We start from the raw sequence: 26,348 nt of genomic DNA on the forward strand, positions 1-26,348 counted from the left end.
GCAACCTTGCCAAGGTTGAGGTCATCGGTTCGAACCCGATGTATCGCTCCAAATTAAAAAGCCCGAACAGAAATGTTCGGGCTTTTTGGTTTCTGGTTTCTGGCTTCTGGCTTCTGGCTTTTAGCTTTTACATGTCAGTACTCTTCTTGTTCGAACCCGCACTCAAATTTCATGTCTATCTCAAAGCCTCACTAGCAACGTTTGTATACCCACGTCGTCATCCTCGGGCATGAGGAACGAATGAACCGGGGATCTCTTTCCCCAACGATAGTGTTGACGATATTTTCAGCAATTTGTCAGTCACCGCTCCTATTTATCAAGCGATTATTAAAAACTATTGATCGTTCATTTCACTTTATGTTACTTTCCCGCGCAATCTCGGAATGAACAATGTTCAAGATGAGCAATGATTGCTTCTGGGGGATACGCGTAATGACCATTCTTGCTGATTGGGACATTACGTAGGGTAGGTATCAGCTAGCCTTTAGCTGATAGACGGGATACTTATGGCGCAATTCGCCATGCTAATGGGAAACCCAACATTGAACACACTAATAACAACATTGCTAATCAGCTCTGCATTTCCAAAAGGGCCAGTTCTTCATAGCTGTCCGATACTGCACAAATGTCCAATTCTTCAAAACAGTAGCATTACTGAACCTTGAGCTCACGCTAACTAATTTTTGCTGTCCTAAGACGGCCTAATTTCGTATTCGTCATTTGACTTATGCGAGCGTACAGCTATATCTCATTTCTAGACAATACGCGTGTTTCACTATGAATTCTCTCTAAATCAATAGAGGGACGGTGTGCAATTGCGTCTGATGGAGGTGAGTATGAACACATTCAAGGGGACTTTTATGACTACCGCCTTTGAAGTCGATATTAATACTATCGCAAATTCATTTTCAACTATGGTTCCTATCGTAGAGGGAACTTACGACCTAACACCCGACGCTATTTTGCTAGAGCAAGAACAGCATGAATCGGATGTTCGTTCATACCCAAGACGCCTACCGATTGCTATTAAAAGAGCATGTGGTGTTTTAGTTGAAGATACTCGTGGCCAACTCTTTCTCGATTGCTTAGCCGGTGCAGGTACACTTTCTCTGGGTTACAACCACCCTGAGATTAACCAAGCACTTAAAGACCAACTCGATTCAGGTTTGCCATACCAGACTCTTGATATTACGACTCAAGCAAAAGAGACGTTTATCAAGCGAGTTAAAGCTTTTCTCCCTCAAGACTTTTCAACGAACTCGGTTCTTCAATTCTGTGGCCCGTCTGGCGCTGATGCTGTGGAAGCCGCGATCAAGCTAGCCAAGCAAACTACAGGTCGCAACACCATGTTTGCTTTTCGTGGTGCTTACCACGGCATGACTAACGGCACCATGGGCATGATGGGTAACCTTGGCACTAAAGAACGTCGTAGTGGCTTAATGTCTGACGTACATTTCATGCCTTTCCCATACAACCTTCGTTGCCCGTTTGGCATTGGCGGTGAAGCGGGTGCTAACGCGAGCATTCGTTACATCGAGCGTATGTTGAATGACGATGAATCTGGCATCATGAAACCTGCAGCGATGATCGTCGAGCCTGTACAAGGTGAGGGCGGTGTGATTCCAGCTCCTGCATCTTGGCTACAAGGCCTACGTCGCATCTGTGATGAGCATGGCATCCTACTGATTTTTGATGAAATTCAGTGTGGTGTGGGTAAAACGGGTCATCGATTCGCGTTTGAAGAGTCAGGCGTTAACCCTGATATCTTATGTTTATCTAAAGCGATTGGTGGCGGACTGCCTATGTCGCTGCTTGTGTTCGATAAGAGCATCGATACTTGGAAAGCGGGTGAGCACACCGGCACATTCCGTGGTAATCAGTTGGCAATGGTATCTGGCGCTAAGGCGTTAGAGATCATCGAACGTGATGGTTTGGTTGAGCACGCTAACATCGCAGGCCAATATTTACGTCATGGGCTTGAGAAGATTCAATCGCGTGTGAACTGTATTGCTGAAGTTCGTGGCAAAGGCCTGATGCTTGGCGCTGAGATCAAGCAACCAAACGGTGAGCTCAACAAATTTGGCGAGCCGAAATCAGACGGTGAACTTACATTAGCTATTCAGCGAGCGGCATTAGAGCGCGGCTTGATGGTTGAAAAGGGTGGTCGTGATGGTTCGGTAATTCGTTTCCTTCCGCCAATGATTATCTCTTTTGAGCAGATCGACTTTGCACTGCGCGTCATGGAAGAAGCGATCATCGCAGCGGGTGGTGGTTTACAACAAGCCCCAGCTTCAAGCGAACAAACTCACCAAGAATGGAATAAGCATTTCATCCAGACAGGTTTAGGCGGTAGCGACGAATTTGCTAGCGTGATGAACCAAACCACTCAAGCGATGAAAGCCGTTTTTGAACAAGTTGAAACCCCTTATTCGGGTTTAGATCCAAAAGTGCTAGAAGCAGCTATCAATGCTGTTGATCTCGATAACAATCAACACGCTTTGGTTGATGTTGTAGATAGCACTGCAGACCTTGTCGCTGCAAACTCCATCTTCGTGCAACACCCAGACTGCATTGCACACCTTCACACTCCTCCTCTTATGGCTTCGGTAGCTGCGGAATCGATTATCGCGGCGTTGAATCAATCAATGGATTCATGGGACCAAGCATCTGCTGCGACTTATGTTGAGCAGCGTGTGGTGGATTGGATGTGTGACAAATACCAACTTGGTGCACAAGCTGACGGTGTTTTCACAAGCGGTGGCACGCAAAGTAACCTAATGGGCTTATTGCTTGCGAGAGACTGGGTTGCAGATAAGCACAATGGCCACTCAATCCAAAAGCTTGGCTTACCAGACTACGCAAGCAAGCTTCGTATCTTATGTTCAAAGAAATCTCACTTCACGGTTCAAAAGTCAGCCTCTCTACTAGGGCTAGGCGAAGCGGCAGTATGCTGCGTTGATACGAATGCAAATGGCACTATCAAGCCAGATTTGCTAGACGCAGAAGTGAAAGCACTTAAAGCTCAAGGTCTGATTCCTTTTGCTGTGGTTGGTACGGCGGGCACAACCGATCACGGTGCTATTGATGACCTAGAAGCGATTGCTAATATCGCCAACCAACAAGGCCTTTGGTTCCATGTCGACAGTGCTTACGGTGGCGCGCTTATCTTAAGTAGCCATAAAGCTCGTCTGAAAGGCATCGAAAAAGCGGACTCAGTGAGTGTCGACTTCCACAAGTTGTTCTTCCAAACCATCAGTTGTGGTGCTGTGCTTCTGAAAGACAAAGCGAACTTTAAGTACCTACTGCATCACGCAGATTACTTGAATCGCGAGCACGATGAGCTGCCAAATCTAGTCGATAAGTCTATCGCTACCACCAAGCGTTTCGATGCACTGAAAGTCTTCATGACGATGCAAAGCGTTGGACCAAAGCAACTGGGTGATATGTATGACCATCTTCTAGAGCAGACGCTTGAGGTTGCCGATTTGATTCAGAAGCATGACGATTTTGAGCTGCTTGCTGAGCCTTCACTATCAACAGTGCTGTTCCGATCTAAGCCGTCAGCAAACGGTGAGCTAGATTTAGACAAACTGAATCAGACGTTAAGACTGGAGGCGCTGACTCGTGGCGTTGCAGTACTTGGCGAAACGGTCGTTGATGGTAAAAGCGCGCTGAAATTCACTATCTTGAATCCGTGCTTAACGACATCAGATTTCAAATCTTTAATTAACAAAATTCAAACTCTAGCCATTGAGCTAGCAGAACAACAAGGGTAATTAAAACTATGGCTATTCTACAAATTGGTGCAGGCGGCGTTGGTTGGGTTGTTGCACACAAAGCAGCACAAAATAACGAAGTACTGGGTGATATCACAATCGCTTCTCGCACAATCGCGAAGTGTGAAAAAATCATCGAATCTATCAAGGGTAAAAACAACCTTAAAGATTCTACTAAGAAACTAGAAGCTCGTTCAGTAGACGCTGACGATGTTGATGCACTTGTTGCTTTGATTAAAGAAGTTAAGCCGGATCTTGTGATCAACGCTGGTCCTCCTTGGGTAAACATGGCGATCATGGAAGCGTGTTACCAATCTAAAGTCTCTTACCTAGATACATCGGTAGCGGTTGATCTATGTTCTGAAGGCCAACAAGTACCACAAGCTTACGATTGGCAGTGGGGCTACCGTGAGAAGTTCGCTGAAGCGGGCATCACAGGTATTCTTGGCGCGGGTTTCGATCCAGGTGTGGTATCAATCTTTGCAGCGTACGCGGTTAAGCACTTGTTCGATGAGATTGACTCAATTGATGTAATGGACGTGAATGCTGGCGACCACGGCAAGAAGTTTGCGACGAACTTTGACCCAGAAACCAACATGCTTGAGATCCAAGGCGATTCTTTTTACTGGGAAAATGAAGAGTGGAAGCAAGTACCTTGTCACTCTCGTATGCTTGAGTTTGAATTCCCGAACTGTGGTTCTCACAAAGTGTACTCAATGGCGCACGATGAAGTGCGTTCAATGAAAGAGTTCATCCCAGCTAAGCGTATTGAATTCTGGATGGGCTTTGGTGATGCATACCTGAACTACTTCAACTGCATGCGTGACATCGGTCTTCTTAGCCCTGATCCACTAACGCTACATGACGGCACTGTGGTTCAGCCTCTACATGTTCTTAAAGCACTACTGCCAGATCCAACATCTCTAGCTCCGGGTTACACAGGTTTAACGTGTATCGGTACGTGGGTTCAAGGTAAGAAAGACGGTAAAGAGCGCAGCGTATTCATCTACAATAACGCAGACCACGAAGTGGCTTACGAAGACGTAGAACACCAAGCAATCTCTTACACTACGGGTGTTCCAGCGATTACGGCTGCACTTCAGTTCTTCCGTGGCGAATGGGCTGATAAAGGCGTATTCAACATGGAACAGCTAAACCCAGACCCGTTCCTAGCAACCATGCCTGAAATCGGTCTAGATTGGCACGTTCAAGAGCTAGAGCCGACAGCTGGTTTACCTCTGATCCACACTTTGAAGTAATTTCTGGCTCTTTGCCCTCGTCGCGTTGTCCTAGCGATAAGGTCAAAGCTCTGCGAATTCCATTCAAAGTCATATGATTGACGAGAACGTATAATTACAAGCCGATGCTGTTGCGTCGGCTTTGTTCGATTATCATGTGCCTTCGTGAACTCGAGGGCCGCAAGGTATTAACATGCAAAACAACGAACTAAAAACGCCTTATTTCATGATCAACGAAGACAAGTTGATTGCGAATTTAGAGATAGCTAAGCAGCTGAAAGAGATTTCAGGTGTTAAGTTGGTATTGGCACTTAAGTGTTTTTCGACATGGGGTGTGTTTGACATCATCAAGCCTTACCTCGATGGCACGACAAGCTCTGGCCCATACGAAGTGAAGCTTGGCCACGAAACTTTTGGTGGTGAGACGCACGCTTACAGTGTCGGTTACAGCGAAGATGACGTGAGAGAAGTTGCGGATATCTGCGATAAGATGATCTTCAACTCTCAAAGCCAACTTGCTGCTTACCGACACATCGTTGAAGGTAAGGCTTCGCTGGGTTTACGTTTAAATCCAGGTGTGAGCTACGCAGGACAAGATCTGGCAAACCCAGCGCGTCAATTCTCTCGTTTGGGTGTTCAAGCAGATCACATCAAACCAGAGATCTTCGATGAGATTAATGGTGTGATGTTCCACATGAACTGTGAGAACAAAGACGTCGATGCATTTATCGGCCTGCTTGATTCAATCTCAGAACAGTTTGGCGAGCACTTAGATAAGTTGGATTGGGTGAGCATGGGCGGAGGTGTGTTCTTCACATGGCTGGGTTATGACATCGAGAGACTGGGTCTTGCGCTAAAAGCCTTCTCTGAAAAACACGGCGTGCAGATGTACCTAGAGCCGGGTGAAGCTATCATCACTAAAACAACCGACTTAGTTGTGACAGTGGTTGATATTGTTGAGAACGTGAAGAAAACGGCAATTGTCGATTCGGCAACCGAAGCTCATCGCCTTGATACGCTTATCTACAATGAACCAGCGTCGGTATTAGAAGCCTCTGAAAACGGTAACCATGACTACGTGATTGGTTCATGTTCATGCCTTGCTGGCGATCAGTTCTGTGAAGCAAGCTTTGAAGAGCCACTGAAAATTGGTCAAAGACTGCATCTGTTAGACAGTGCGGGTTACACCATGGTGAAACTGAACTGGTTCAATGGCCTAAAAATGCCATCAATCTATTGCGAACGTAGCAGTGGCGAAGTTCAGAAGCTAAATGAATTTGGCTATGAAGACTTCAAACGCTCATTGTCGCAATGGTCGGTTAAGTAGCGAAATCTTACTTCAGAACAATAAAAAGAGCAGCCGATGAGCTGCTCTTTTTTATTTTTTGATATAGCTATTAGCTATAACAATCAGCCGTTACCAGTTAGCTTTCAATGATCACGCGAGTATCTTCGCTTAGCGTTTCCAATTCGTTGACCACATCATCAATCAAAACTTCGATTGGTAGCTTAACGGCAATCTTGGAAGTAAATAAACTAGAGCTAACACCACCGCCTCCGGCGATAAACACGCGGTGACAATCCATATCTAGAATGCTGATGCCTTGTCTGTCTAACACGTGTGTTACTTCATTCACGATGCCAGCTCGGTCGTTAGAGTCGAGTCGTAGATGATGGATCGTATCTTGTGCGTTGTGAGTATGGTCTGAATCAACAAACTGCACGATAAGATCAGCATTGGCGCTGAAAGCTTCTTTCACAATTGATTCGTTGATGGCTGGAAGTTGAACCTTGAGTACGCCTGCGACTTGGTCTTCAATAAAGTTAACTTTACTAATGAGCCATTTCCCGTCGTTTTCGTGAGTAACCGCAGCAAGTTGCTTGATTGTTGCTGGTGATGCTTTTCCGATAAAGTTTACGATAAATGTACTGTTCATATCAGCCCCCAAAGTCTCAATTAATCGTTGCTAATTAAATGTTTGATATCACGCGATAAAGTTCGTTAATTTCAGTGTAGAAGTTTACATCGAACAATGTTTGACCTGCGTCAATTTTTGAAACTAAGCTGTGATGCAAAAAAAGAGAATGGAGAGTAGGGCACAAAAAAAGCGGCTAGAGAGCCGCTTTTTAGAAGAGTCGTTGTTGTTACTGGGAATGCAGCAACTTAGAGTTCAGAGACTGAAAGCTATTTTAGAACGTAACTTTAAAGTTCATACCAACAAACTGAGAGTCATAAGGTGCGCCTGCATCGTATGCGAATCTTGCTGCATCTTGGTTATCCCACCAAGGGTTGGTGTTCAGGTTAACTTCTGCATCACCGCCCCAAGCGTCACTTACCCAGTAGTGGATATGGCCAACAGGGTTTAGGAAGAATAGAGAAACATCACCCATGGTTTGAGAACCCATCACTTCGCCACCTGAAGCCACAATGTCTTGCTCAGCTTCTAGCATCAATTCACCGACAACCGCACCAAAGAATGGTGTGATGAACAGATCTTGCCAAGAAGGCACTTCTGCAAACGCTTCTACACCGTACTCCCAGAAGAATGTCGACATGGTCCAAGAGTATAAGAAAGACTCAAACTCATCGTAACCCGCGTGTCGAGCTGCAGTGTAGTAAACACCACCAAAATATGGGTGCATCACGTAGTTTAGGAAGTGTTCATCGCGGTCCCAGACTGGGCCTTCAGACACGTTATCTTTCCACTTTTTACCTAATGAGCTGATATCACGTTGGTCATCATCCCACTTAGTGATACTTTCAGGTAGCAGAGTCATTAGACCCACTGTAGCAACACTTAAACCCAGAATAGTGTAGGTTTGACCCATTAGATAATCCCAATCTTTCTCTTGACTCACCAACATATGTTTTGGTTGTTGGATTGAGAAGTCGTACTCGTCACTTGATTCGCTCAGTGCGTAATTAGCACTTGGCTTGTAGGTGTACAAGCTATCATTAACACAGTAGTCTTGAGCACATTCATCCGAATAAGAAAGGTTGATTGGCTGGTCGAAGTCGTATTGGCTTGCAACCGAGTTAACTGACATTAGCATTGAAAATGCAGCAGTAACCTTCGCTAGTAACGGTGATTTGGCCACAAGGGTCTCCATGAGAAGTTAAGAATTGATCAGAGTCACAATTATCTATTAAATGCCTGATTTAGGGAACTAATAATTTGTCGCTTTTCCTAAGAAAACCTTAGATTTAACATTAATAATATTTGTGAAAAGCTGGAATGTCTCAAATTCAACCATAGACCAGTTTATGAATAATGCAGTGTCTTTTTATGACCACAAGGGATAGAAATATGACGAAAATCGCAATGTTAAGCACAGGTGAAGAAGTTCTTCATGGAGACATTGTAGACACAAACGCAGCTTGGATGTCTGGAGAGTTCTACCAACACGGCTTTGCTCTCGCCAAACGTTCTACTGTGGGTGACCAAATGAATGCTCTCATTGAAGAACTGCTGATGCTGAGCTTTAACTATGATGTGGTTATCGTCAATGGCGGTTTAGGGCCAACAACGGATGACATGAGTGCGGCTGCCGCTGCAGCAGCGTCAGAACAGAAACTAGTCATGTTCCCCGAATGGTTAGATCGTATAGAAGAGATGTTTGCTGGACGTGGTATGCCGATGCCTGACAGCAACCTTAAACAAGCCTTGTTGCCAGCAAGTTCAGAGGTCGTCGATAACCCAGTAGGCACGGCGTGCGGCTTCAAGCTGAAAATCAATGGCGCGACGTTCTATTTCACGCCGGGTGTACCGAGTGAATTCAAGCGCATGGTGACCTTTGAAATCCTGCCTGATTTGTCGCGTGCTTATCCACAAGTGGTTGCTTCTGAGTGCAGTCGTCTATTTACCTTTGGTTTATCTGAGTCGGGTATCTCTGATGTGTTGGACCAATTGAAACTGCCTGAAGGTTATGAGTTGGGTTATCGCTCTTATCTGCCGTTCATTGAGGTGAAATTGTTTGGGCCTAAGTCTGGTTTAGAAACCCGCGTTAAACTGCTGCAAATGGTGTACAAGCTGTTAGAGAGCAATGTAGTCAGTGTTGATGAGCCGATGATTGATCATATTGGCCACATCATGGCAGAGAGAAAGAAAACCTTGTCTGTGTCTGAAGTGTCGACTAAAGGTGCATTGTCGGCTTGGTTGCAATCGAATGAGCAGGTTGAAGATTGCTTTGGTCACTCTTGGGTCATGGCTGAACCAAAAGAAGGTGAACTCGAAAAAAGCGACCCACTAGCCGCAACCTTTGCACTGGCTGGCGCAACTAGAGAGAAATGCGGTACTGAATTAGCTTTAGTGACAGGTAAATTAGAAGGCAACACATTCAGTATTGCACTGTCGAGCGAAGCGGGTGAGTGGGGCCAAGTGCTTGAGTTTTACCGCCAGTACAATCGTGAAGATGCGCGCACTATCATCAAAACCGTTGCGGCAGATATGCTGAGAAGACACCTAGACAACAAACCTATGTTTGGCACTTACTCTTCGGTTAAGCGATTGAAAGACATGTTTATTCCTTCAGCTATCATCAAGTAAGCAGCTATTTTCGCTAACCAAGTTTTCTTGAGCCAAGACCTCTGCAACTAAGGTTAAATCAGAACAAATAAAAAGGCCCAACATCCAAATAGGTGTTGGGCCTTTAGTTTATCTAGCCTTCTAGATAACTAAACAAGAGGGCTGTGATTACAAACCGCTTGTCATATGTAGGCTGTAGAACAAACCACGGCCAATGAGTTCTGAAGCTAAGAATAGTACTAATGCTAAGCCTAGGTTTACTGGGTTCACTTTTGCTTTGTTCAGCATAGGTAGAATCCAAACTAGCAAGCTTGCCATCAGCAATGCCACTTGAAGAATCACATAGCTGCCTAAACCGTCAACCAACTCAGACGCTTTAGCTACTGAAGTTTGGATGTCACCGATTAGGTTCAGTTTTCCTACTGTCACAATCAAGCTAATAGCAACGGCAATCACAGCCAGCATCGTGATGTTGCGGTCAACCGTAAAGCGACTGTCGTTGGCGAATACAATCACGAACTGAGACAGCAGCAAGCCACCCACAACCATGGTCATGATGAAGCTCAGTGGCGTGTAGATGTTGTCCCAAGTCGGTACAGTGTTGATCATGTATACGTTGATCATCGCGTACATGAAGATAACACCCAGCACCATCGCGCCAACCATCAGTGCTTTCTGGATAGCTATGCCGCCTTTCTTAACTACCGACAGTAACCATTGCAGGCCGCCTACTGCGAAGAATGCCGCACCGAAGAATACCTCGTTAGACAACCAAGCTGAGCCTAGCTGGTTAAAGGCATTAAACGCGCGCAGTGGAGAACCAAGGTGCGTTGTCGAGAACATGAAGCCAAGCCCCATCAGTGCCCATAGAATGAACATTGGAACCTTGTAGCTGTTCAGCTTATCTTCGTCATGACCAAGTACCAGTGCACGTGCGCTAATAAGTAAGTAACCACCCACGGCTGTTTGAGCCAGTACCGTAAAGAAAATCAAAGACCACTCATGAAAAATCATCTTACACCTCCTTCGGGTTTGCTAGGTGACCACTGGTATCGCCAGTAGGCTTCGCATTTTTGTTCAGTTTAATCACGATGTTTGGCAGTGTTTCACTTGAAGATGGCAGTGGTGCTACATCTGCACCAGAACCGTACTTCTCGCGAAGTGTATTGATTTCACCAAACTCCAATGCACGAAGTGGGCAAGACTCAACACAGATAGGTTGCTTGCCTTCAGAAACACGTTGGTAACAACCATCGCATTTGGTCATGTGACCTTTCTTCGCATTGTATTGCGGTGCACCGTAAGGGCACGCATTGCTACAGTGCTGACAACCTATACACACACTCTCGTCAACCACAACCAAGCCGTCTTCGTCACGCTTGTGCATTGCGCCTGAAGGACATACTTTCACACACGCAGGGTTAGTACAGTGGTTACAAGCGATAGACAGGTAGTAAGAAAAGACATCTTTCTGAACCCAGGTGTCGCCATCTTGAGTGAAGCCACCACCTGCGTATTCGTACACGCGACGGTAGTTCGTTTTGATGTCTAGATCGTTATAATCTTTACAAGCAAGCTGACAGGTTTTACAACCCGTGCATTTACTTGAATCAATGTAAAAGCCGTATTGTTTCATTCCAACCTACCTTATGCTTTCTTTAGCGCTTTGATTTGAACTAGGTTTGTATGCTGAGGGTTACCCTTAGCAAGTGGGCTCGGGCGCTGAGTGGTTAGCACGTTGATAGAGCCTGCATGGTCGATCTTCTGACCATCTGGTGCGTACCATGCACCTTCGCCTAGCGCGACAACTCGAGGAAGAATCCTAGGTGTCACTTTCGCTGGAATATGAACTTCGCCACGGTCGTTAAAAATACTCACCATGTCGCCGTTTTCGATACCACGTTCTTTCGCATCAATAGGGTTGATCCACAACTCTTGCGGTGCTGCTGCTTTGATTTCTGCAACGTTGCCGTAAGTCGAGTGAGTACGAGCCTTGTAGTGGAAACCAGTTAGCTGAAGTGGGTACTTCTCTGCTAATGGGTCGTTGTGGCCTTCAAAAGAATCGGCGTAAATCGGAAGAGGGTGAATCACTTCGTCTTCTTTCAATTTCCAAGTCTTCGCGATATCAGCCAGTTGCTCTGAGTAGATCTCGATCTTGCCACTTGGTGTGGTCAGTGGATTCGCTTCAGGATCTTTGCGGAAATCTTCGTAAGCGATGTAGTGGTGGTCATAGCTACGCTTGTAGATACCCAGCTCTTTCATCTCTTCGAAGGTTGGCAGTGTTGGATCGTTCTTACGAGTTTCAGCGTAAAGATGCTCAATCCATTGCTCTTGAGTACGGCCTTCTGTGAACTCTTTTTCCACGCCCATACGCTTCGCCAATTGAGAACACATCTCGTAGATAGATTTCGCTTCGAACTGAGGCTCGATCGCTTTTTGCGCGAAGATGAAGTAAGGCATGTTTGCTGCTTTACCATCCATACACCAGTCGTCTTGCTCTGATGTGGTTAAGTCAGGCAGGATGATATCGGCGTATTTTGCAGAAGATGTCATGTGGTTATCGACCACAACAATCATTTCACATGCAGTGTCATCTTGAAGGATCTCGTGTGTTTTGTTGATGTCTGAGTGCTGGTTGATAATACAGTTACCTGCATAGTTCCAGATCATCTTGATTGGGTTCTTAAGACGCTCTGCACCGCGAACACCATCAGTGATGTCGGTCATTTCATCGTGACGGTAAATCGCGTCTGTCCACATGAACATCGAGATAGAAGTTTCAACTGGGTTTGGCACAGTCGGGAAGCGAACAAATGGAATATTGATATCACTTTCACGAGCACCAGTAGAACCACCTGATACACCAACAGAACCAGTTAGTAGAGACAGCATTGCGATTGCACGACAAGCTAGCTCACCGTTTGCAGTGCGTTGTAAGCCCCAACCTTGGTGGATAGCACATGGTTTTGCAGTGCCCATCTCACGGCCAAGCTTGACGATAGTATCAACGGGAATACCTGTGATCTTAGAAGCCCACTCTGGCGTCTTCTCTACACCGTCTTCACCTAAACCTAGGATGTAAGATTTGTAGTCGCTGTTCTTTGGTGCAGATGCTGGAAGCGTCTTCTCATCGTAACCGACACAGTATTTATCTAAGAACGGTTGGTCGACAAGGTCTTCAGTGATCATCACGTGTGCAAGGCCAGCAACCAATGCTGCATCGGTAGAGGGACGAATTGGAATCCATTGATCTTCACGGCCACCAGCAGTATCGGTGTAGCGAGGGTCGATGATGATCGTTCTTGCGTTCGATTTATTTTTGCTTTCTACGTAGTGGTGGATCAGACCACCGCCAGACATACGAGTCTCAGCAGGGTTGTTACCAAATTGGATGTTAAGTTTCGTGTTCTCTAAATCAGAGAAAGAGTTGTTGTTTGCCCAACCACCGTAGGTGTAGCTCAAACCTTTCGCGATTTGCGCTGTTGAGTAGTCACCGTAATGGTTCAGGTAACCACCACTTAGGTTCATTAGACGAGCAATCAGCGTTTGTGCTGGTGGCCAAGATTTTGTGACAGTGCCACCTAGCGTACCTGTACCGTAGTTTAGGTAGATGGTGTCGTTACCGTAGTCTTTGATAAGGCGTTGCATGGTGCCAGCAACTTCATCGTAAGCTTCTTCCCAGCTAATACGTTTGAATTTACCTTCACCACGTTTACCAACACGTTTCATTGGGTATTTCAGGCGATCTGGGTTGTAAACACGGCGGCGCATAGAGCGTCCACGTAGACAAGCACGAACTTGGTGATGACCGTATTCGTCAGTACCTGTGTTGTCGGTTTCTACGTATTTGATTTCACCGTTTTGCACATGCATACGTAATGGGCAGCGAGAGCCACAGTTTACCGTACATGCACTCCATACGATTTTCTCATCCACACTCTCAGCAACCGCAGCCGCTACTGGTCTGGATTTGAAAGGTAAAGCGATGCCGCCCGCGAGAGCTGCTGCGCTACCTACCGCAGAAGAAGCTTTCATGAAGCCTCTTCGAGTAAGATTCATTACCCCAGATTCTTTCTTATTCGTCATTCTAAGATGCCTTTTGTTATTGATGACTAGCACTTTATAGGTAGTTTTGTTTTTGTCTTTTAATTTTTAAATGTTGATTGATAGGAATCAAATAAGTGCTCAATTTAAAGTTTATGAATTGAATGTATAAATTAGATCAAAGAATGGAATGGTTTAATTAATATAATTGTCGTTAAAACCTATTACGGTATAAATAATAATGATTATCGATACGCATAAATTATTGGGTTCGCTATTTTATCAAGCGGCAAGTAAAGAACAGTTGTTAACCATTGTCGAAGCATTGGTCGAGAGTGAAGTACTATCAGAAGCGTGCTTGCTAGCACTTCAAAATGAACAAGAAGATGCGCTAGTTACAGAGTTTAGCCGCCTTTTTGAAGGCGTTGGAGACATGCCTGCGCCACCTTGGGGTTCTGTTTACCTAGATAAAGACCGCGTCGTGTTCGGCGCATCGACTGTAGAATATCGCAAATTCTTGGAATTGAATCAGATAGAGTTAGACACGGGGTTAAGAGAGCCAGAAGATCAATTTGGTTTAATGCTATTCGCCCATGCGTATTTGTTAGAAAAGAATAATATTGATTCAGCGCGTGAATTGTTGACTTCCCATTTATTGACTTGGTCTCCTGTTTATTTAGAGAAATTAAATACAGCATCAGATTTATCATTTTATAAGAAGCTATCAAGCGATGTAATAAATTGGCTTAATCAATTAACATCTGAATATAATTTAAACGTAGCCACTAAAAAGTTATATATCGACTAATGCCTGAGCAAATAAATTCAAATAGGCGTGGTTTCTTAACTCGACTCTCTAAGCCGGTTAAAGCTGCGGCAAGTTATGAAGAGAAATCACAGCGCGTGCATGCAAGGCCGCCAAGAGCGGTTGATGAGGTGCTGTTTGAGCGTCTTTGCGATGGTTGTGGTTTGTGCGAGCAAGCGTGTCCAAATAGCGTCATTGAGATGCTAGAGGGCAGTGCGCTACTGAATTTGGATTACAACAGTTGTTCGCTGTGTGATAAGTGCAGTGAAGTGTGCCTGACTGGCGCACTTCATCCAACGGTCACGCCTTATATCGACCTTAAGCCTAGCTTTGCGGATAGCTGTAACAACTACATGCAAATGGATTGTAATGCGTGCCAAACCGCTTGTTCAGTAAGTGCAATTCAAATCGAAGTAGGGGAGTTGCCTACCTTAGACAAAGACAAGTGTAATGGTTGCGGAGAGTGCCGAAGCGCTTGTTACATTGGTTCAGTGACTCTGAACCTGACTCAACAGTAAACATCCGGTTTTGCTTGGTGGGAACCAACAAGAAGGCTTTGAGTGATAGGAGAGTCGTCTCAGAGGCCTAAAGGTATGAATAGAAAAAGGGTCCGCATTCCAAGAGGAAGCGGACCCTTTTTACAATACTTATCATCTTTGAAGAAGCGTTGCTTTAAACCTAAAGCGTTTCAAAAATAAAGCGTTTGAACTTACGTGACTCTATCTCAAGCGAAACCAAACAGAATAAAACTAAGCAAATCGAACTTTAGCGAAATAGCTTAGGCGCGCTTCTGTTTACTTCTGTGAGTTACGTTACTCAGCGACAAATCAGTTTTTGCTTTGCAGATGCATGGCAAAATTTCATCGCCTTGTGTGTAAGCCATAGCAAAACCAACGTACTCAACTTCACCCGAATCCAACGTGCAACGACAAGCGCCACAGTGCCCATCTCGGCAGTTGTATTCTGGTTCTAAGCCCGCCTGCTCCATTGTTTCCAATAGAGTATTCGACGGTTTAGATTCAATCGAAGTCAGCTTGTTGATTTTGATTGTTGGCATTACAGCTCAAATCCTTCAAAGTCGTCAGCTTTTACTTCGTTGTCGATTTGACCAACTAGGTAAGAACTGATTTCAGCTTCTTGTGGAGCAACTTGTACGTTATCTGAAGATAACCATGCGTTGATCCATGGGATTGGGTTCGACGTTGCTTCTGGGTAAGCCGTACCTAGACCAACAGCCTGCATACGGATGTTGGTAATGTACTCAACGTATTGGCAAAGAATGTCTTTGTTTAGACCAATCATAGAGCCATCTTTGAATAGGTATTCTGCCCATTCTTTTTCTTGCTCTGCTGCTTCTTTGAATAGGTCGAAACATTCTTGCTTACACTCTTCAGCGATCTGCATGAATTCGAAGTCATCTTGGCCATTACGCAGCAAATTGATCATGTGCTGTGTACCAGTAAGGTGAAGTGCTTCATCACGAGCGATTAGCTTGATGATCTTCGCGTTACCTTCCATTAGCTCACGCTCAGCGAATGCGAATGAACATGCAAAACTCACGTAGAAACGAATCGCTTCTAGTGCGTTTACAGACATTAGACATACGTAAAGTTTCTTCTTCAGGTCGTGAAGTGAAATCTTAACGTCTTCGCCGTTGATGTTGTGGTTACCTTCGCCGTAGCGGTGGTAGTCAGCCGTCAGCTTGATTAGGTCGTCGTAGTAAAACGCGATGTCTTTCGCACGTTTCAGGATTTCTTCGTTTTCAACGATATCGTCAAATACTACACCTGGATCATTCACGATGTTACGGATGATGTGCGTGTATGAACGAGAGTGAATCGTTTCAGAGAATGACCATGTCTCAATCCAAGTTTCAACTTCTGGCAGTGATACCAAAGGAAGTAGGGCAACGTTAGGGCTGCGGCCTTGGATTGAATCTAGAAGTGTTTGGTACTTCAGGTTAGAGATGAAGATGTGCTTTTCATGCTCAGGAAGCTTGTTGTAGTCGATACGGTCGCTAGACACGTCTACTTCTTCTGGACGCCAGAAGAAAGAAAGCTGCTTTTCGATCAATTTTTCGAAGATTTCGAATTTCTGTTGGTCGTAACGTGCAACGTTTACCGACTGACCTAAGAACATTGGTTCTTTTAGTTGGTCGTTTTTTTGTTGAGAAAAAGTACTGTAAGCCATAAATGCCTCAAATCCTTTAAGGACCCGTAATAAAACGAACCCTGTTAATGCTTTAAACCCAGAGAAGATAACTTCTCTGGGGTCTTAATGTTTATTGCGGTTTAGATCTTACAACCGCCGCCTTCACAATCTTCTTCCGGCACTTGAACTGCATCGCCTTGGTCGTCTTTAGCACCATCACGAGTGTTATGGTAGTAAAGCGTCTTAACACCGTACTTGTACGCTGTTAGCAAGTCTTTAAGCAGTTGCTTCATTGGTACCTTACCGCTGTCGTAAACACTTGGATCATAGTTAGTGTTTGCAGAGATAGCTTGGTCAACGAATTTTTGCATGATACCCACTAAGTGCAGGTAACCATCGTTAGTACCAATGTTCCAAAGTAGCTCGTAGTTGTCTTTAAGATTTAGGAAATCAGGAACTACTTGCTTCAGGATGCCATCTTTCGACGCTTTAACTGATACATAACCACGTGGTGGCTCGATACCATTAGTCGCGTTCGAGATTTGAGACGAAGTCTCAGAAGGCATAAGCGCTGTCAGTGTAGAGTTACGTAGGCCGTGCTCCATGATCTCTTCACGTAGCGTGTCCCAATCGTAGTGCAGTGGCTCTTCACATACTAAGTCGATATCTTTTTTGTAAGTATCGATTGGCAGTAGGCCTTTCGCGTAGTTGGTTTCATGGAAAGATGGGCAACGGCCTTGCTCTTTCGCTAGGTCAACAGACGCTTTTAGCAAGTGGTATTGAATTGCTTCAAAAGTACGGTGAGTCAGGCCATTTGCGCTGCCATCAGAGTACTTAACACCATTCTTCGCCAGGTAGTATGCGTAGTTGATTACACCCACACCTAGAGTACGACGGTTCATTGTCGACTTACGTGCTGCTGGAAGCGGGTAGTCTTGGTAATCAAGTAGTGCATCTAGAGCACGAACAACCAGTTCAGAAAGTTCAGCCAGATCGTCTAGCTCGTTGATTGCGCCTAGGTTAAACGCTGAAAGCGTACATAGTGCAATCTCACCTTCGTCATCTTCTACGTTAGAAAGCGGCTTAGTTGGTAGCGCGATTTCTAGACATAGGTTCGATTGACGAACAGGTGCTACTTCAGAATCAAACGGGCTGTGTGTATTACAGTGGTCGACGTTCTGAATGTAGATACGACCAGTCGAAGCACGCTCTTGCATCAGCAGAGAGAATAGCTCAACGGCTTTAACCGTTTCACGCTTCACTGAAGGATCGTTTTCGTACTTAACGTAAAGTGCTTCAAAACGCTCTTGGTTTTCGAAGAACGCGTCGTAAAGGCCAGGTACGTCAGAAGGTGAGAACAGGCTGATGTTGCCACCTTGAACAAGACGAGAGTACATAAGCTTGTTCAGCTGTACGCCGTAGTCCATGTGACGAACACGGTTCTCTTCAACGCCGCGGTTGTTTTTCAGTACTAATAGAGACTGAACTTCACCGTGCCATAGTGGGTAGAACACGGTTGCTGCGCCGCCACGAACACCACCTTGAGAACAACATTTTACTGCTGTTTGGAAGTATTTGTAGAAAGGGATACAGCCCGTGTGGAACGCTTCACCATTGCGGATTTCTGAACCAAGCGCACGGATACGACCTGCGTTGATACCAATACCAGCACGTTGAGACACGTAACGAACAATAGAGCTTGCTGTTGCGTTGATAGAATCAAGGCTGTCACCACACTCAATCAGTACACATGAACTGAATTGACGAGTAGGCGTACGTACACCAGACATAATTGGTGTAGGTAGAGAAATCTTAAACGTAGACGAGGCGTCGTAAAAACGTTTGATGTAATCCAGACGAGTTGATTTCGGGTATTTACCGAATAAACACGCAGCAACTAGGATGTAAAGGAACTGAGCACTCTCGTAGATTTCTTTTGTTACACGGTTCTGCACGAAGTATTTACCTTCAAGCTGCTTAACCGCCGCGTAAGAAAAGTTTAAGTCACGCTTGTGGTCGATGTACGCGTCAAGCTCTTCGAATTCAGCTTTCGTGTAGTCTTCCATAAGGTGGCTATCGTATTTACCCATATCAACCAGTTTTGCAACGTGGTCATAAAGAGCAGGCGGCTCGTATTCACCGTACGCTTTTTTACGTAGGTGGAACACTGACAGACGTGCTGCTAGATATTGGTAATCAGGAGTCTCTTCAGAGATTAAATCCGCTGCTGACTTGATGATTGTCTCATGAATGTCAGTCGTGGTAATGCCATCGTAAAACTGAATGTGAGCTTTCAATTCTACTTGTGATACAGAAACATTGTGCAAGCCTTCAGCTGCCCATGTGATCACTCGATGGATTTTCTCTAAATCGATCGTTTCTTTGCGCCCGTTACGCTTGGTAACAGTAAGTTGTTGGTTCATTCTGCTTAATTTCCCTAACAAAACTGAACAAGGCCGTGTTTTTGTGTATTTCTGTGTAATTTTTGTAAATTACGTTTCGGCTTTGTGATCTTGGTCTACCCATACATTGTAGTTCAAACACAACATATGGGGGTCATTTGTTTGTTGGGTTACAAGATAGTGCTACAACTGATATTTTTCAAGGTAAAGAAATTGGGTTGCTTGTGGATAAGTGGTGGATTAAAAAAAACTGTAAGTGACCACTAACTGATGAGGTTAGATGTGACTTGATTGTATAAAAGCCGCCTTTTAAGGATGCTTTATTTTTGCACTCCCATAAAAAAAAATCCCTTGATCTTTGGGCAAAATGGGCGATGGATTTTAGGTGATTAAATTTAAATCGAGGTGGTCAAAATGGAAGCTGGCGCACGAAATTTAGACTGAAAAAAGTCGCAATCTTATGTTAATTGCAACTCTTTTCATGGGGCTTTTTTATAAAAGATTTTACGGTAGAGATACGAATAGTTATTGGGCGAAATTTTGAGTGTGGACGATGTAATTCACATCGACATTCGACCCTAAACGATACGTATCTGTTAGTGGGTTGTAATGCAGCCCAGTAATGCCTAATTCTTGCAGAGGTGTATTGTCGATCATCTTGATGAGTTCAGCAGGTCGAATGAACTTTTCGTGGTCGTGAGTACCTTCTGGCACAATCTTAAGTAGCTTCTCTGCTCCAACAATAGCGAACAGGTAAGACTTAAAGTTACGGTTCAATGTCGAGAAGAACACATGGCCGCCCGGTTTAACCAACTTTGAACAAGCCGAGATAACCGATTGTGGGTCTGGTACGTGCTCAAGCATTTCCATGCACGTCACCACATCGTAAGTTTGTGGGTTTTGCTCAGCATGGTCTTCAATGGTGCTTTGGATGTAATCGAGCTTGGTGCCGGTTTCTAATGCGTGCAGACGAGCGACTTCTAGCGGTTCTTTACCCATGTCCAGGCCAGTAATTACCGCACCCTCTACGGCCATGCTCTCAGCCAAAATACCGCCACCGCAGCCAACATCGAGGACTTTCTTGCCAAATAGGCCTTCGGTTTTCTCTAGCACGTAATTTAAACGCAGCGGATTGATTTGATGTAGTGGCTTAAACTCGCCTTCTAGATCCCACCAGCGCGACGCCATGTCTTCGAATTTTTTGATTTCTGCTGGGTCTACGTTCTGTGATTTAGTCATAATCGGCATTTCCAAGTTAAATAATGCATCCATGAAATTGCAGGCATTATAACTTGCCTTTTCCTGCTGACCAGAAGATCTACAATTTTGCTAGTTTATTGGATGTAAAGTGACCATGTTTCAGCAAGATATGACGCTGAGGTGCAATTTCTCATCAATAGATTGGCTACAAAGGTCACAAGATGGTAAAAGGAGAGGGAAAGTGATGCCTCCGTAGGTAAATTTGTGTTATATTTTTCGGTCTTATACGTATTCAAAAATACGATCTGACTATAGAGGGAAAATGGCTCTATGAGCGATCTAGCGAAAGAGATCACGCCCGTAAATATTGAAGATGAGCTTAGAGGTTCATACCTAGACTACGCGATGTCCGTCATCGTTGGTCGTGCTCTTCCAGATGTGCGTGATGGCCTAAAACCAGTACACCGCCGCGTTTTGTTCGCGATGAATGTACTTGGTAATGATTGGAACAAAGCATATAAAAAGTCTGCTCGTGTAGTAGGCGATGTAATCGGTAAATATCACCCACATGGTGATAGCGCAGTGTACGATACTATCGTACGTATGGCTCAGCCGTTCTCGCTACGCTACATGCTAGTTGATGGCCAAGGTAACTTTGGTTCTATCGATGGCGACTCAGCAGCTGCAATGCGTTATACGGAAGTCCGTATGGCGAAAATTGCGCACGAGCTTTTGGCTGACCTTGACAAAGAAACTGTGGACTATGTACCTAACTATGATGGTACAGAGCAAATTCCAGCGGTTCTGCCGACAAAAATTCCTAACCTATTGGTAAACGGTGCTTCTGGTATCGCGGTAGGTATGGCTACCAACATTCCACCTCATAACCTAGGTGAAGTCGTTGATGGCTGTTTAGCATTTATCAATAATGAAGATATCACTATTGATGAGCTAATGGACTACATCCCTGGTCCTGATTTCCCGACAGCAGCACTGATTAGTGGTCGTAAAGGCATCGTAGATGCTTATAAGACAGGTCGTGGTAAAGTTTACATGCGCTCGCGCGCGAACATTGAAATGGAAAAGAACGGTAAAGAAACAATTATCGTTACTGAAATTCCATATCAAGTGAACAAAGCTCGTCTGATCGAGAAGATTGCAGAACTTGTAAAAGATAAGAAAGTTGAAGGCATTAGCGCTCTACGTGACGAATCTGATAAAGATGGTATGCGTATTGTTATTGAATGTAAGCGTGACGCTGTCGGTGAAGTTGTACTAAACAACCTTTACTCACAAACTCAACTGCAAACAACTTTCGGCATCAACATGGTTGCTCTGAACAACGGACAACCACAACTTTTCAACATTAAAGATATGTTGAAGTGTTTTGTTGATCACCGTCGTGAAGTTGTGACACGTCGTACTATCTTCGAATTGAAGAAAGCGCGTGATCGTGCACATATTTTGGAAGCTCTATCTTTAGCGCTTGCAAACATTGATGAAATCATTGAACTGATCCGAAACGCACCGACACCGGCTGAAGCGAAAGCAGGTCTTGTTGCTCGTGGTTGGGAACTGGGCAATGTTGCTGCAATGCTTGAACGTGCTGGTACTGATGCAGCTCGTCCTGATTGGCTTGAAGATCAATACGGTATCCGTGATGGTCAATACTTCCTAACGGAAACTCAAGCACAAGCTATTCTAGAACTTCGCTTACACCGTTTAACCGGTCTTGAGCACGAGAAGATTCTAGACGAGTACAAAGCACTTCTAGAAGAAATCGCTGAGCTAATGCATATTCTTGCAAGCACTGAGCGTTTGATGGAAGTGATCCGTGAAGAGTTAGAAACAGTACGTGATATCTATGGCGATGAACGTCGTACAGAAATCACAGCAGCGGTTCATGACATCGACATGGAAGAGCTAATCGCTCAAGAAGACGTTGTAGTAACGCTTTCTAACGCAGGTTACGTTAAGTACCAAATCCTAAGCGACTACGAAGCTCAGCGTCGTGGTGGTAAAGGTAAGAGTGCAACTAAGATGAAAGATGAGGATTACATTGAGCGTCTGCTTGTTGCTAATACTCACGATAACATCTTATGTTTCTCTACTCGTGGTAAAACGTACCGCCTGAAAGTTTACCAACTGCCTCAAGCAAGCCGTACCGCTCGTGGTAAGCCTATCGTTAACATTCTTCCTCTAGAAGAAGGTGAGCGTATTACGGCTATCCTGCCTGTTTCTGAATTCTCAAACGAGAAATTCATCTTCATGGCAACAGGCGACGGTACCGTTAAGAAGACATCACTGGATCAATTCGCAAACGTACGTGCTAACGGCCTAATCGCAGTTAACCTACGTGACGATGATTCACTGATTGGCGTTGATATTACTGACGGTAATAGCGACATCATGCTGTTCTCGAAGTCGGGCAAAGTTGTTCGCTTTAACGAGGACAAAGTACGCCCAATGGGTCGTACTGCCTCTGGTGTTCGTGGTATGAAGCTTCCAGAAGACGATCAAGTGGTTTCACTGATTGTTCCTTCAAACGAAGGCGATATCCTAACTGTGACTCAAAACGGTTACGGTAAGCGTACTGAGCTGGCTGAATACCCAACGAAAGGCCGGGCAACGCAAGGTGTAGTATCTATCAAAGTCTCTGATCGTAATGGCCCAGTAGTTGGTGCTGTTCAGGTTGAAGAAGGCGATGAAATGATGATGATCACCGACGCAGGTACACTAGTACGTACTCGCGTAGCGGAAGTAAGCCAAGTTGGTCGTAACACTCAAGGTGTAACACTGATTCGTACTGCTGAAGACGAGAATGTTGTAGGTCTACAACGTATCGACGAAGTAGAAGAAGCGGAGATTGTTGAAGGCGAAGAAACTGAAGAAGCAAATGCTGACGCAGTAAACGCTGAAACGGCTGTTGTTTCTGAATCAAGTGAAGAGCAAGCATCTGATGCTTCTGACTCTGAAAGTGATAGCGAGCAAGACACTGAGTAATCTCGATTACGTTAAGTAATTAAGCTTACCAATGAAAAAACCGAGCCTAAGTGCTCGGTTTTTTATTGCCTGTCATTTCACTTTTCTTCTCTTCTCATTTGGCTTATGGCTTATGGCTTATGGCTTATGGCTTATGGCTTAGGTCTGAGCACCAACCTTACCCCGTCGCTTTTATGCAAAAGTTTGAGCACTAAATCTCGAACGCTAAACTTTGATCAATAACGAGGCAGTACGAAAACGATAGAGTAGAGGTAGATCTAAATAAAAGGGATGTGGAATGGATATCTGGTTGTTGGTTGCGTTGGTACTAATGAGTCTGTTTTTGATTGTGGTCGTTATTGCCGCGAGCAACAATGGCAGCCATCTAAAAGGCAATGTGGTGATTTCTCTTACTGCAGTGGCTTTGAGCGTGCTGGTTTGGTCTCAACTGAAACAAGAGTTACCTCAACTTCCTTTGGATGATAGCAATAACTACACGGCAACAGATTTCGAAGATGAGCTTCAACAAAGCCTCAAGCAAGACCCGAATCAATCCGACTTGTGGTTTAAGCTTGGTGGTGTATACATGCAGAAAGGGGAGTTTGATGCGGCATTCACTTGCTACGATTATGCGATTCGCTTAGATCCTCAAGCGCCTTCTGGCCTCTATGCTGCCAAAGCAACCGCACTTTATTATCTTAGCTCTCAAGCGATGAGTGATGATGTTAATGCGTTGTTGGAGCACTCCATGCAGCTTGATCCCAATGATCGTACGGCATTGATGTTGATTGCGACAGATCACTTCATCAGCATGCGCTATCAACAAGCGATCGACGCGTGGACTCAAATCTTAGATTCCAATCAGAAGGGCATTGATCGTGTCTCTATTATCCATTCGATCAACCAAGCCAAACAGATGATCCGTTAAGCTTGGCTAATTGCTAAAGAGGCGGCCTTACTTAAGCTCTCATCTCTAAGACTATTGGTTTTCCTGCATTTCGATTAAGCCACCAGCATTGTGGATTTGAGTAAACCCTTGAGCACGCAAGAATTGATAAGCTTGCCCTGAACGATTGCCACTGCGGCAATACAATACGATGGGTTGGTCTTTATCTATCTTAGCAAAGTGAGTAGCCACTTCAGAAAGAGGGTAGTTGATGGCGTTGTCTAGATGCCCTTGTTCGAACTCTGCAGGTGTTCTGACATCAACCACTAACGCGCCTTTCTCTATTAATTCCCACCCAGTCTCAGCACGCTCAGATGCGTGAACGCTTGAACTGAGTAGTGCAATACATAATGCCGAAAGCGAAAGTAAGGTTTTCATTGTTTATTCCTTGAATTGGCGAGCGGATCGGGGATGCGATATTGATGTGTATTTCCCAAAACCTAAAAAACCAGCCACACAACAATAGTGTGACTGGTTTTTACTTAATGGTCTAATTGAAGAAACTAGTATTCGTAGTTGGCTTCACGCTTTTCAGCTTGCTCTTCCCATTTAGGAACAACCGTGTCTAAGAAGTGTTGTTTCTCAGCGTTCATCTTATCCATGTCCATTCCAAGCGCTTTTTGAGCCGCTTCTTTTGTCGAGATATCTGGAATCTCGATTGGATCGGTGATGCCTTTCTTCGCCAGTAGACGAACAATCTTAGTACGAGCATCCGCGGCGCGGTCAACGGCAGTACCTAGCACTTCTAGAGCGATTTCAGGTGCGTGCATGTGAATACCGTGAGACGCGATAGCGTAGTCCCAACGCCATTGAGCGTGACGGATATCCAGTAGGATAGGTTCCATCTCTTGCTCTGTCGCACCCGCTTCCCATGCCGCGCCTGCTTCAAAGTGAGCAGCAACGATTTGTTTCTCAGCAGTCAGCTTCATGTTCAGTACTTGCGCTTTACGGCTTGAAACGATGTTACGCATAGTTTCTTTCGATTGAGTGTGACAGTTTGCACACGTATCTTCGAAGCGGTCGAATGGGTTCCCCACTTTATGGTCGGTATAAACGGTGCCATCTTCTTTGGTCACTTTCGGCATATGACAGTCAGCACAAACGACTTTGTTCTTACCGTGGATGCCTTCGCGCCATGTTTCGAAACCTGGGTGCTGTGCTTTCAGCATGGGTGCTTTCGATACTTTATGCGTCCAATCTTTAAAGTTGATTGCATCATAGTAACGTTCCATGTCGCCAACGGTTGTACCTTGGTCCCAAGGGAATTTCACGCCTTTGGTTGGCCCTGTGAAGTAGTATTCCACGTGGCACTGAGCACAAACAGAAGCTTGTTGGTCTAAACGACTTTGCTCATCAAACTTTTTACCAATCGTTTCAAATGCTCGTTCAACGTAAGGACGAGTTACCTTCAGTGCTGGCTCACCATTCTTAAAGCCTTCGCTTTGGGTGTCGTGACAGTCTGAACAGCCAATAGGGTTAATGATCTCGTTGCCAAGACGCGCCCATTTACCTTCAAAGTAACCATCTTCACCACGCTCTTCGATAACACGAGCGACATCTGGGCTCTTACAACTCCAACACGCCATTGGCATTGGGCCAGAGCTTTCGTCCGTTGGACCGCCAGTACGAAGTGTTTGTCTTACATCGTCAATGGCATAAAAGTGGCCGCGTGCTTTGTTGTAATCTTTTGCGAAGCCGTAGCCAGCCCACATGATGACCATGTTTGGATCTTCTTTTAGTGCGTCTTCAATAACTTCGCTTTCTGAAGTCTGTCTCCATGAATGATATTGATCTGGGTGGTTTTGCTCGAACTGGTCGTTACGAGGGTCGCCAATTTCTTTTTGTTCAGACGCAGCAAAACTGGTCGCGCTTGCTAGTGATGCGCTAACCATTAATAGTGCTGTGACCGAATTACGTATCCAATGCTTTTTCACAGTGATATCTCCAATATACTGATTCTTATACCAAGCGTTGTGAGTTTGCTATTCAAATTAAGAACTGGAGAATTCCTGTTTATATTAATTCATAAACAAACACATTTTGTTACGTGTTGGATATAGCTTGTCTTAGATCAATTAACGGTAGTGACTTCAATCACGTTGAAGTTTATATACCCCTAAAGAGGTATTGGTAGTTAGTGGAATTAAAATTCAATTGAGAATTATTATCATATATAACAATCAATTACCTAGATTGACCATGATATAAATAGGGTGATTGCGTTCACAGATTAACCCATCCAAATTTCGTATTACCTAATTAGAGGTATATTCTAACT

At 44.7% G+C, this 26,348-nt stretch carries 20 protein-coding genes; 9 read left to right on the plus strand and 11 right to left on the minus strand.

Annotated features, from left to right (window positions below; translation table 11 throughout):
* The 4 genes from OW495_RS17315 to nspC all read left to right on the plus strand — a co-directional run.
* On the plus strand, positions 1 to 233 hold a 233-nt coding region (locus OW495_RS17315; protein WP_289887582.1), incomplete at its 5' end, for a hypothetical protein.
* 603 nt (positions 234 to 836) lie between these two features.
* Positions 837 to 3,776 carry a pyridoxal phosphate-dependent class III aminotransferase gene (locus OW495_RS17320; protein ID WP_198599761.1) on the plus strand — a complete coding sequence of 980 codons (2,940 nt, stop codon included), beginning with the start codon at positions 837 to 839 and terminating at the stop codon, positions 3,774 to 3,776.
* Between the two features lie 8 nt (positions 3,777 to 3,784).
* Positions 3,785 to 5,035: a carboxynorspermidine synthase gene (locus OW495_RS17325; protein WP_004733354.1), complete on the plus strand. Its 1,251-nt coding sequence runs from the start codon at positions 3,785 to 3,787 to the stop codon at positions 5,033 to 5,035.
* Positions 5,036 to 5,207: 172 nt separating this feature from the next.
* Complete coding sequence (gene nspC, locus OW495_RS17330) at positions 5,208 to 6,341, plus strand: carboxynorspermidine decarboxylase (protein WP_102512658.1); 1,134 nt, start codon at positions 5,208 to 5,210, stop codon at positions 6,339 to 6,341.
* A gap of 97 nt (positions 6,342 to 6,438) precedes the next feature.
* Here nspC and OW495_RS17335 read toward each other — a convergent pair whose 3' ends face one another.
* Entirely contained in the window at positions 6,439 to 6,951 is a 513-nt protein-coding gene (locus tag OW495_RS17335; RefSeq protein ID WP_017110982.1) for an ACT domain-containing protein, read from the minus strand.
* Positions 6,952 to 7,204: 253 nt separating this feature from the next.
* Positions 7,205 to 8,113, minus strand: a complete 909-nt coding sequence (locus OW495_RS17340) for a DUF3943 domain-containing protein (protein WP_017110981.1) — start codon at positions 8,111 to 8,113, stop codon at positions 7,205 to 7,207.
* A gap of 209 nt (positions 8,114 to 8,322) precedes the next feature.
* Between OW495_RS17340 and OW495_RS17345 the strand changes: the two genes are divergently transcribed.
* Entirely contained in the window at positions 8,323 to 9,561 is a 1,239-nt protein-coding gene (locus tag OW495_RS17345) for a CinA family nicotinamide mononucleotide deamidase-related protein (protein ID WP_102512657.1), read from the plus strand.
* 147 nt (positions 9,562 to 9,708) lie between these two features.
* On the opposite strand, the gene OW495_RS17350 is transcribed toward OW495_RS17345, so the two are convergent.
* From OW495_RS17350 to OW495_RS17360, 3 genes are read right to left on the minus strand one after another with little or no spacing between them, the layout of a single operon-like run.
* Positions 9,709 to 10,554 (minus strand): DmsC/YnfH family molybdoenzyme membrane anchor subunit, encoded by an 846-nt coding sequence (locus tag OW495_RS17350; protein WP_102512656.1) that lies wholly within the window; start codon positions 10,552 to 10,554, stop codon positions 9,709 to 9,711.
* Position 10,555: 1 nt separating this feature from the next.
* The gene (locus OW495_RS17355) at positions 10,556 to 11,176 is read right to left on the minus strand and encodes a DMSO/selenate family reductase complex B subunit (protein ID WP_017106644.1); all 621 of its coding nucleotides are present in this window, start codon (positions 11,174 to 11,176) and stop codon (positions 10,556 to 10,558) included.
* An 11-nt stretch (positions 11,177 to 11,187) separates the two neighbouring features.
* Positions 11,188 to 13,626 carry a DmsA/YnfE/YnfF family dimethyl sulfoxide reductase gene (locus OW495_RS17360; protein ID WP_102512655.1) on the minus strand — a complete coding sequence of 813 codons (2,439 nt, stop codon included), beginning with the start codon at positions 13,624 to 13,626 and terminating at the stop codon, positions 11,188 to 11,190.
* A 199-nt stretch (positions 13,627 to 13,825) separates the two neighbouring features.
* Between OW495_RS17360 and OW495_RS17365 the strand changes: the two genes are divergently transcribed.
* On the plus strand, positions 13,826 to 14,392 hold the full coding sequence (locus OW495_RS17365) for a molecular chaperone TorD family protein (protein WP_102512654.1): 567 nt from the start codon (positions 13,826 to 13,828) through the stop codon (positions 14,390 to 14,392).
* Positions 14,392 to 14,907: a ferredoxin-type protein NapF gene (gene napF, locus OW495_RS17370; RefSeq protein ID WP_102512653.1), complete on the plus strand. Its 516-nt coding sequence runs from the start codon at positions 14,392 to 14,394 to the stop codon at positions 14,905 to 14,907. Before OW495_RS17365 ends, napF begins: the two co-directional genes overlap by 1 nt.
* A 260-nt stretch (positions 14,908 to 15,167) precedes the next feature.
* Here napF and yfaE read toward each other — a convergent pair whose 3' ends face one another.
* The 4 genes from yfaE to ubiG form a co-directional block, all read right to left on the minus strand.
* Positions 15,168 to 15,446, minus strand: coding sequence for a class I ribonucleotide reductase maintenance protein YfaE (gene yfaE, locus OW495_RS17375; protein WP_102512652.1), 279 nt, complete (start codon positions 15,444 to 15,446; stop codon positions 15,168 to 15,170).
* Positions 15,446 to 16,579 (minus strand): class Ia ribonucleoside-diphosphate reductase subunit beta, encoded by a 1,134-nt coding sequence (nrdB, locus tag OW495_RS17380; protein ID WP_004733365.1) that lies wholly within the window; start codon positions 16,577 to 16,579, stop codon positions 15,446 to 15,448. Before nrdB ends, yfaE begins: the two co-directional genes overlap by 1 nt.
* Positions 16,580 to 16,680: 101 nt before the next feature.
* Complete coding sequence (gene nrdA, locus OW495_RS17385) at positions 16,681 to 18,963, minus strand: class 1a ribonucleoside-diphosphate reductase subunit alpha (RefSeq protein WP_017110974.1); 2,283 nt, start codon at positions 18,961 to 18,963, stop codon at positions 16,681 to 16,683.
* 504 nt (positions 18,964 to 19,467) lie between these two features.
* Positions 19,468 to 20,214, minus strand: coding sequence for a bifunctional 2-polyprenyl-6-hydroxyphenol methylase/3-demethylubiquinol 3-O-methyltransferase UbiG (gene ubiG, locus OW495_RS17390; protein WP_102512651.1), 747 nt, complete (start codon positions 20,212 to 20,214; stop codon positions 19,468 to 19,470).
* A 258-nt stretch (positions 20,215 to 20,472) separates the two neighbouring features.
* Here ubiG and gyrA point away from each other — a divergent pair, with 258 nt between their 5' ends.
* Both gyrA and OW495_RS17400 read left to right on the plus strand, forming a co-directional pair.
* Complete coding sequence (gene gyrA, locus OW495_RS17395; RefSeq protein ID WP_102512650.1) at positions 20,473 to 23,145, plus strand: DNA topoisomerase (ATP-hydrolyzing) subunit A; 2,673 nt, start codon at positions 20,473 to 20,475, stop codon at positions 23,143 to 23,145.
* Between the two features lie 277 nt (positions 23,146 to 23,422).
* Positions 23,423 to 24,052: a tetratricopeptide repeat protein gene (locus OW495_RS17400; protein ID WP_102278073.1), complete on the plus strand. Its 630-nt coding sequence runs from the start codon at positions 23,423 to 23,425 to the stop codon at positions 24,050 to 24,052.
* Between the two features lie 51 nt (positions 24,053 to 24,103).
* Here the strand turns inward: OW495_RS17400 and OW495_RS17405 are convergent, their stop codons facing one another.
* Positions 24,104 to 24,448 (minus strand): rhodanese-like domain-containing protein, encoded by a 345-nt coding sequence (locus OW495_RS17405; protein ID WP_065111118.1) that lies wholly within the window; start codon positions 24,446 to 24,448, stop codon positions 24,104 to 24,106.
* A 125-nt stretch (positions 24,449 to 24,573) separates the two neighbouring features.
* Complete coding sequence (gene nrfA, locus OW495_RS17410) at positions 24,574 to 26,004, minus strand: ammonia-forming nitrite reductase cytochrome c552 subunit (protein ID WP_017101428.1); 1,431 nt, start codon at positions 26,002 to 26,004, stop codon at positions 24,574 to 24,576.
* Positions 26,005 to 26,348 lie beyond the last annotated feature (344 nt).

Source organism: Vibrio sp. 14N.309.X.WAT.E.F5 (assembly GCF_030397615.1).
In the GTDB taxonomy this organism is placed as follows: Bacteria; Pseudomonadota; Gammaproteobacteria; order Enterobacterales; family Vibrionaceae; genus Vibrio; species Vibrio lentus.

What these genes read in the sequence shown, in the direction of transcription:
- napF (WP_102512653.1), top strand. Translation starts at nt 14,392, where the DNA reads ATGCCTGAGCAAATAAATTCAAATAGGCGTGGTTTCTTAACTCGACTC.
- nrdB (WP_004733365.1), bottom strand. Translation starts at nt 16,579, where the DNA reads ATGGCTTACAGTACTTTTTCTCAACAAAAAAACGACCAACTAAAAGAA.
- OW495_RS17345 (WP_102512657.1), top strand. Translation starts at nt 8,323, where the DNA reads ATGACGAAAATCGCAATGTTAAGCACAGGTGAAGAAGTTCTTCATGGA.
- OW495_RS17355 (WP_017106644.1), bottom strand. Translation starts at nt 11,176, where the DNA reads ATGAAACAATACGGCTTTTACATTGATTCAAGTAAATGCACGGGTTGT.
- OW495_RS17350 (WP_102512656.1), bottom strand. Translation starts at nt 10,554, where the DNA reads ATGATTTTTCATGAGTGGTCTTTGATTTTCTTTACGGTACTGGCTCAA.
- OW495_RS17360 (WP_102512655.1), bottom strand. Translation starts at nt 13,626, where the DNA reads ATGACGAATAAGAAAGAATCTGGGGTAATGAATCTTACTCGAAGAGGC.
- OW495_RS17365 (WP_102512654.1), top strand. Translation starts at nt 13,826, where the DNA reads ATGATTATCGATACGCATAAATTATTGGGTTCGCTATTTTATCAAGCG.
- yfaE (WP_102512652.1), bottom strand. Translation starts at nt 15,446, where the DNA reads ATGCCAACAATCAAAATCAACAAGCTGACTTCGATTGAATCTAAACCG.
- OW495_RS17400 (WP_102278073.1), top strand. Translation starts at nt 23,423, where the DNA reads ATGGATATCTGGTTGTTGGTTGCGTTGGTACTAATGAGTCTGTTTTTG.
- nspC (WP_102512658.1), top strand. Translation starts at nt 5,208, where the DNA reads ATGCAAAACAACGAACTAAAAACGCCTTATTTCATGATCAACGAAGAC.
- ubiG (WP_102512651.1), bottom strand. Translation starts at nt 20,214, where the DNA reads ATGGATGCATTATTTAACTTGGAAATGCCGATTATGACTAAATCACAG.
- OW495_RS17325 (WP_004733354.1), top strand. Translation starts at nt 3,785, where the DNA reads ATGGCTATTCTACAAATTGGTGCAGGCGGCGTTGGTTGGGTTGTTGCA.
- OW495_RS17320 (WP_198599761.1), top strand. Translation starts at nt 837, where the DNA reads ATGAACACATTCAAGGGGACTTTTATGACTACCGCCTTTGAAGTCGAT.
- OW495_RS17335 (WP_017110982.1), bottom strand. Translation starts at nt 6,951, where the DNA reads ATGAACAGTACATTTATCGTAAACTTTATCGGAAAAGCATCACCAGCA.
- gyrA (WP_102512650.1), top strand. Translation starts at nt 20,473, where the DNA reads ATGAGCGATCTAGCGAAAGAGATCACGCCCGTAAATATTGAAGATGAG.
- nrdA (WP_017110974.1), bottom strand. Translation starts at nt 18,963, where the DNA reads ATGAACCAACAACTTACTGTTACCAAGCGTAACGGGCGCAAAGAAACG.
- OW495_RS17405 (WP_065111118.1), bottom strand. Translation starts at nt 24,448, where the DNA reads ATGAAAACCTTACTTTCGCTTTCGGCATTATGTATTGCACTACTCAGT.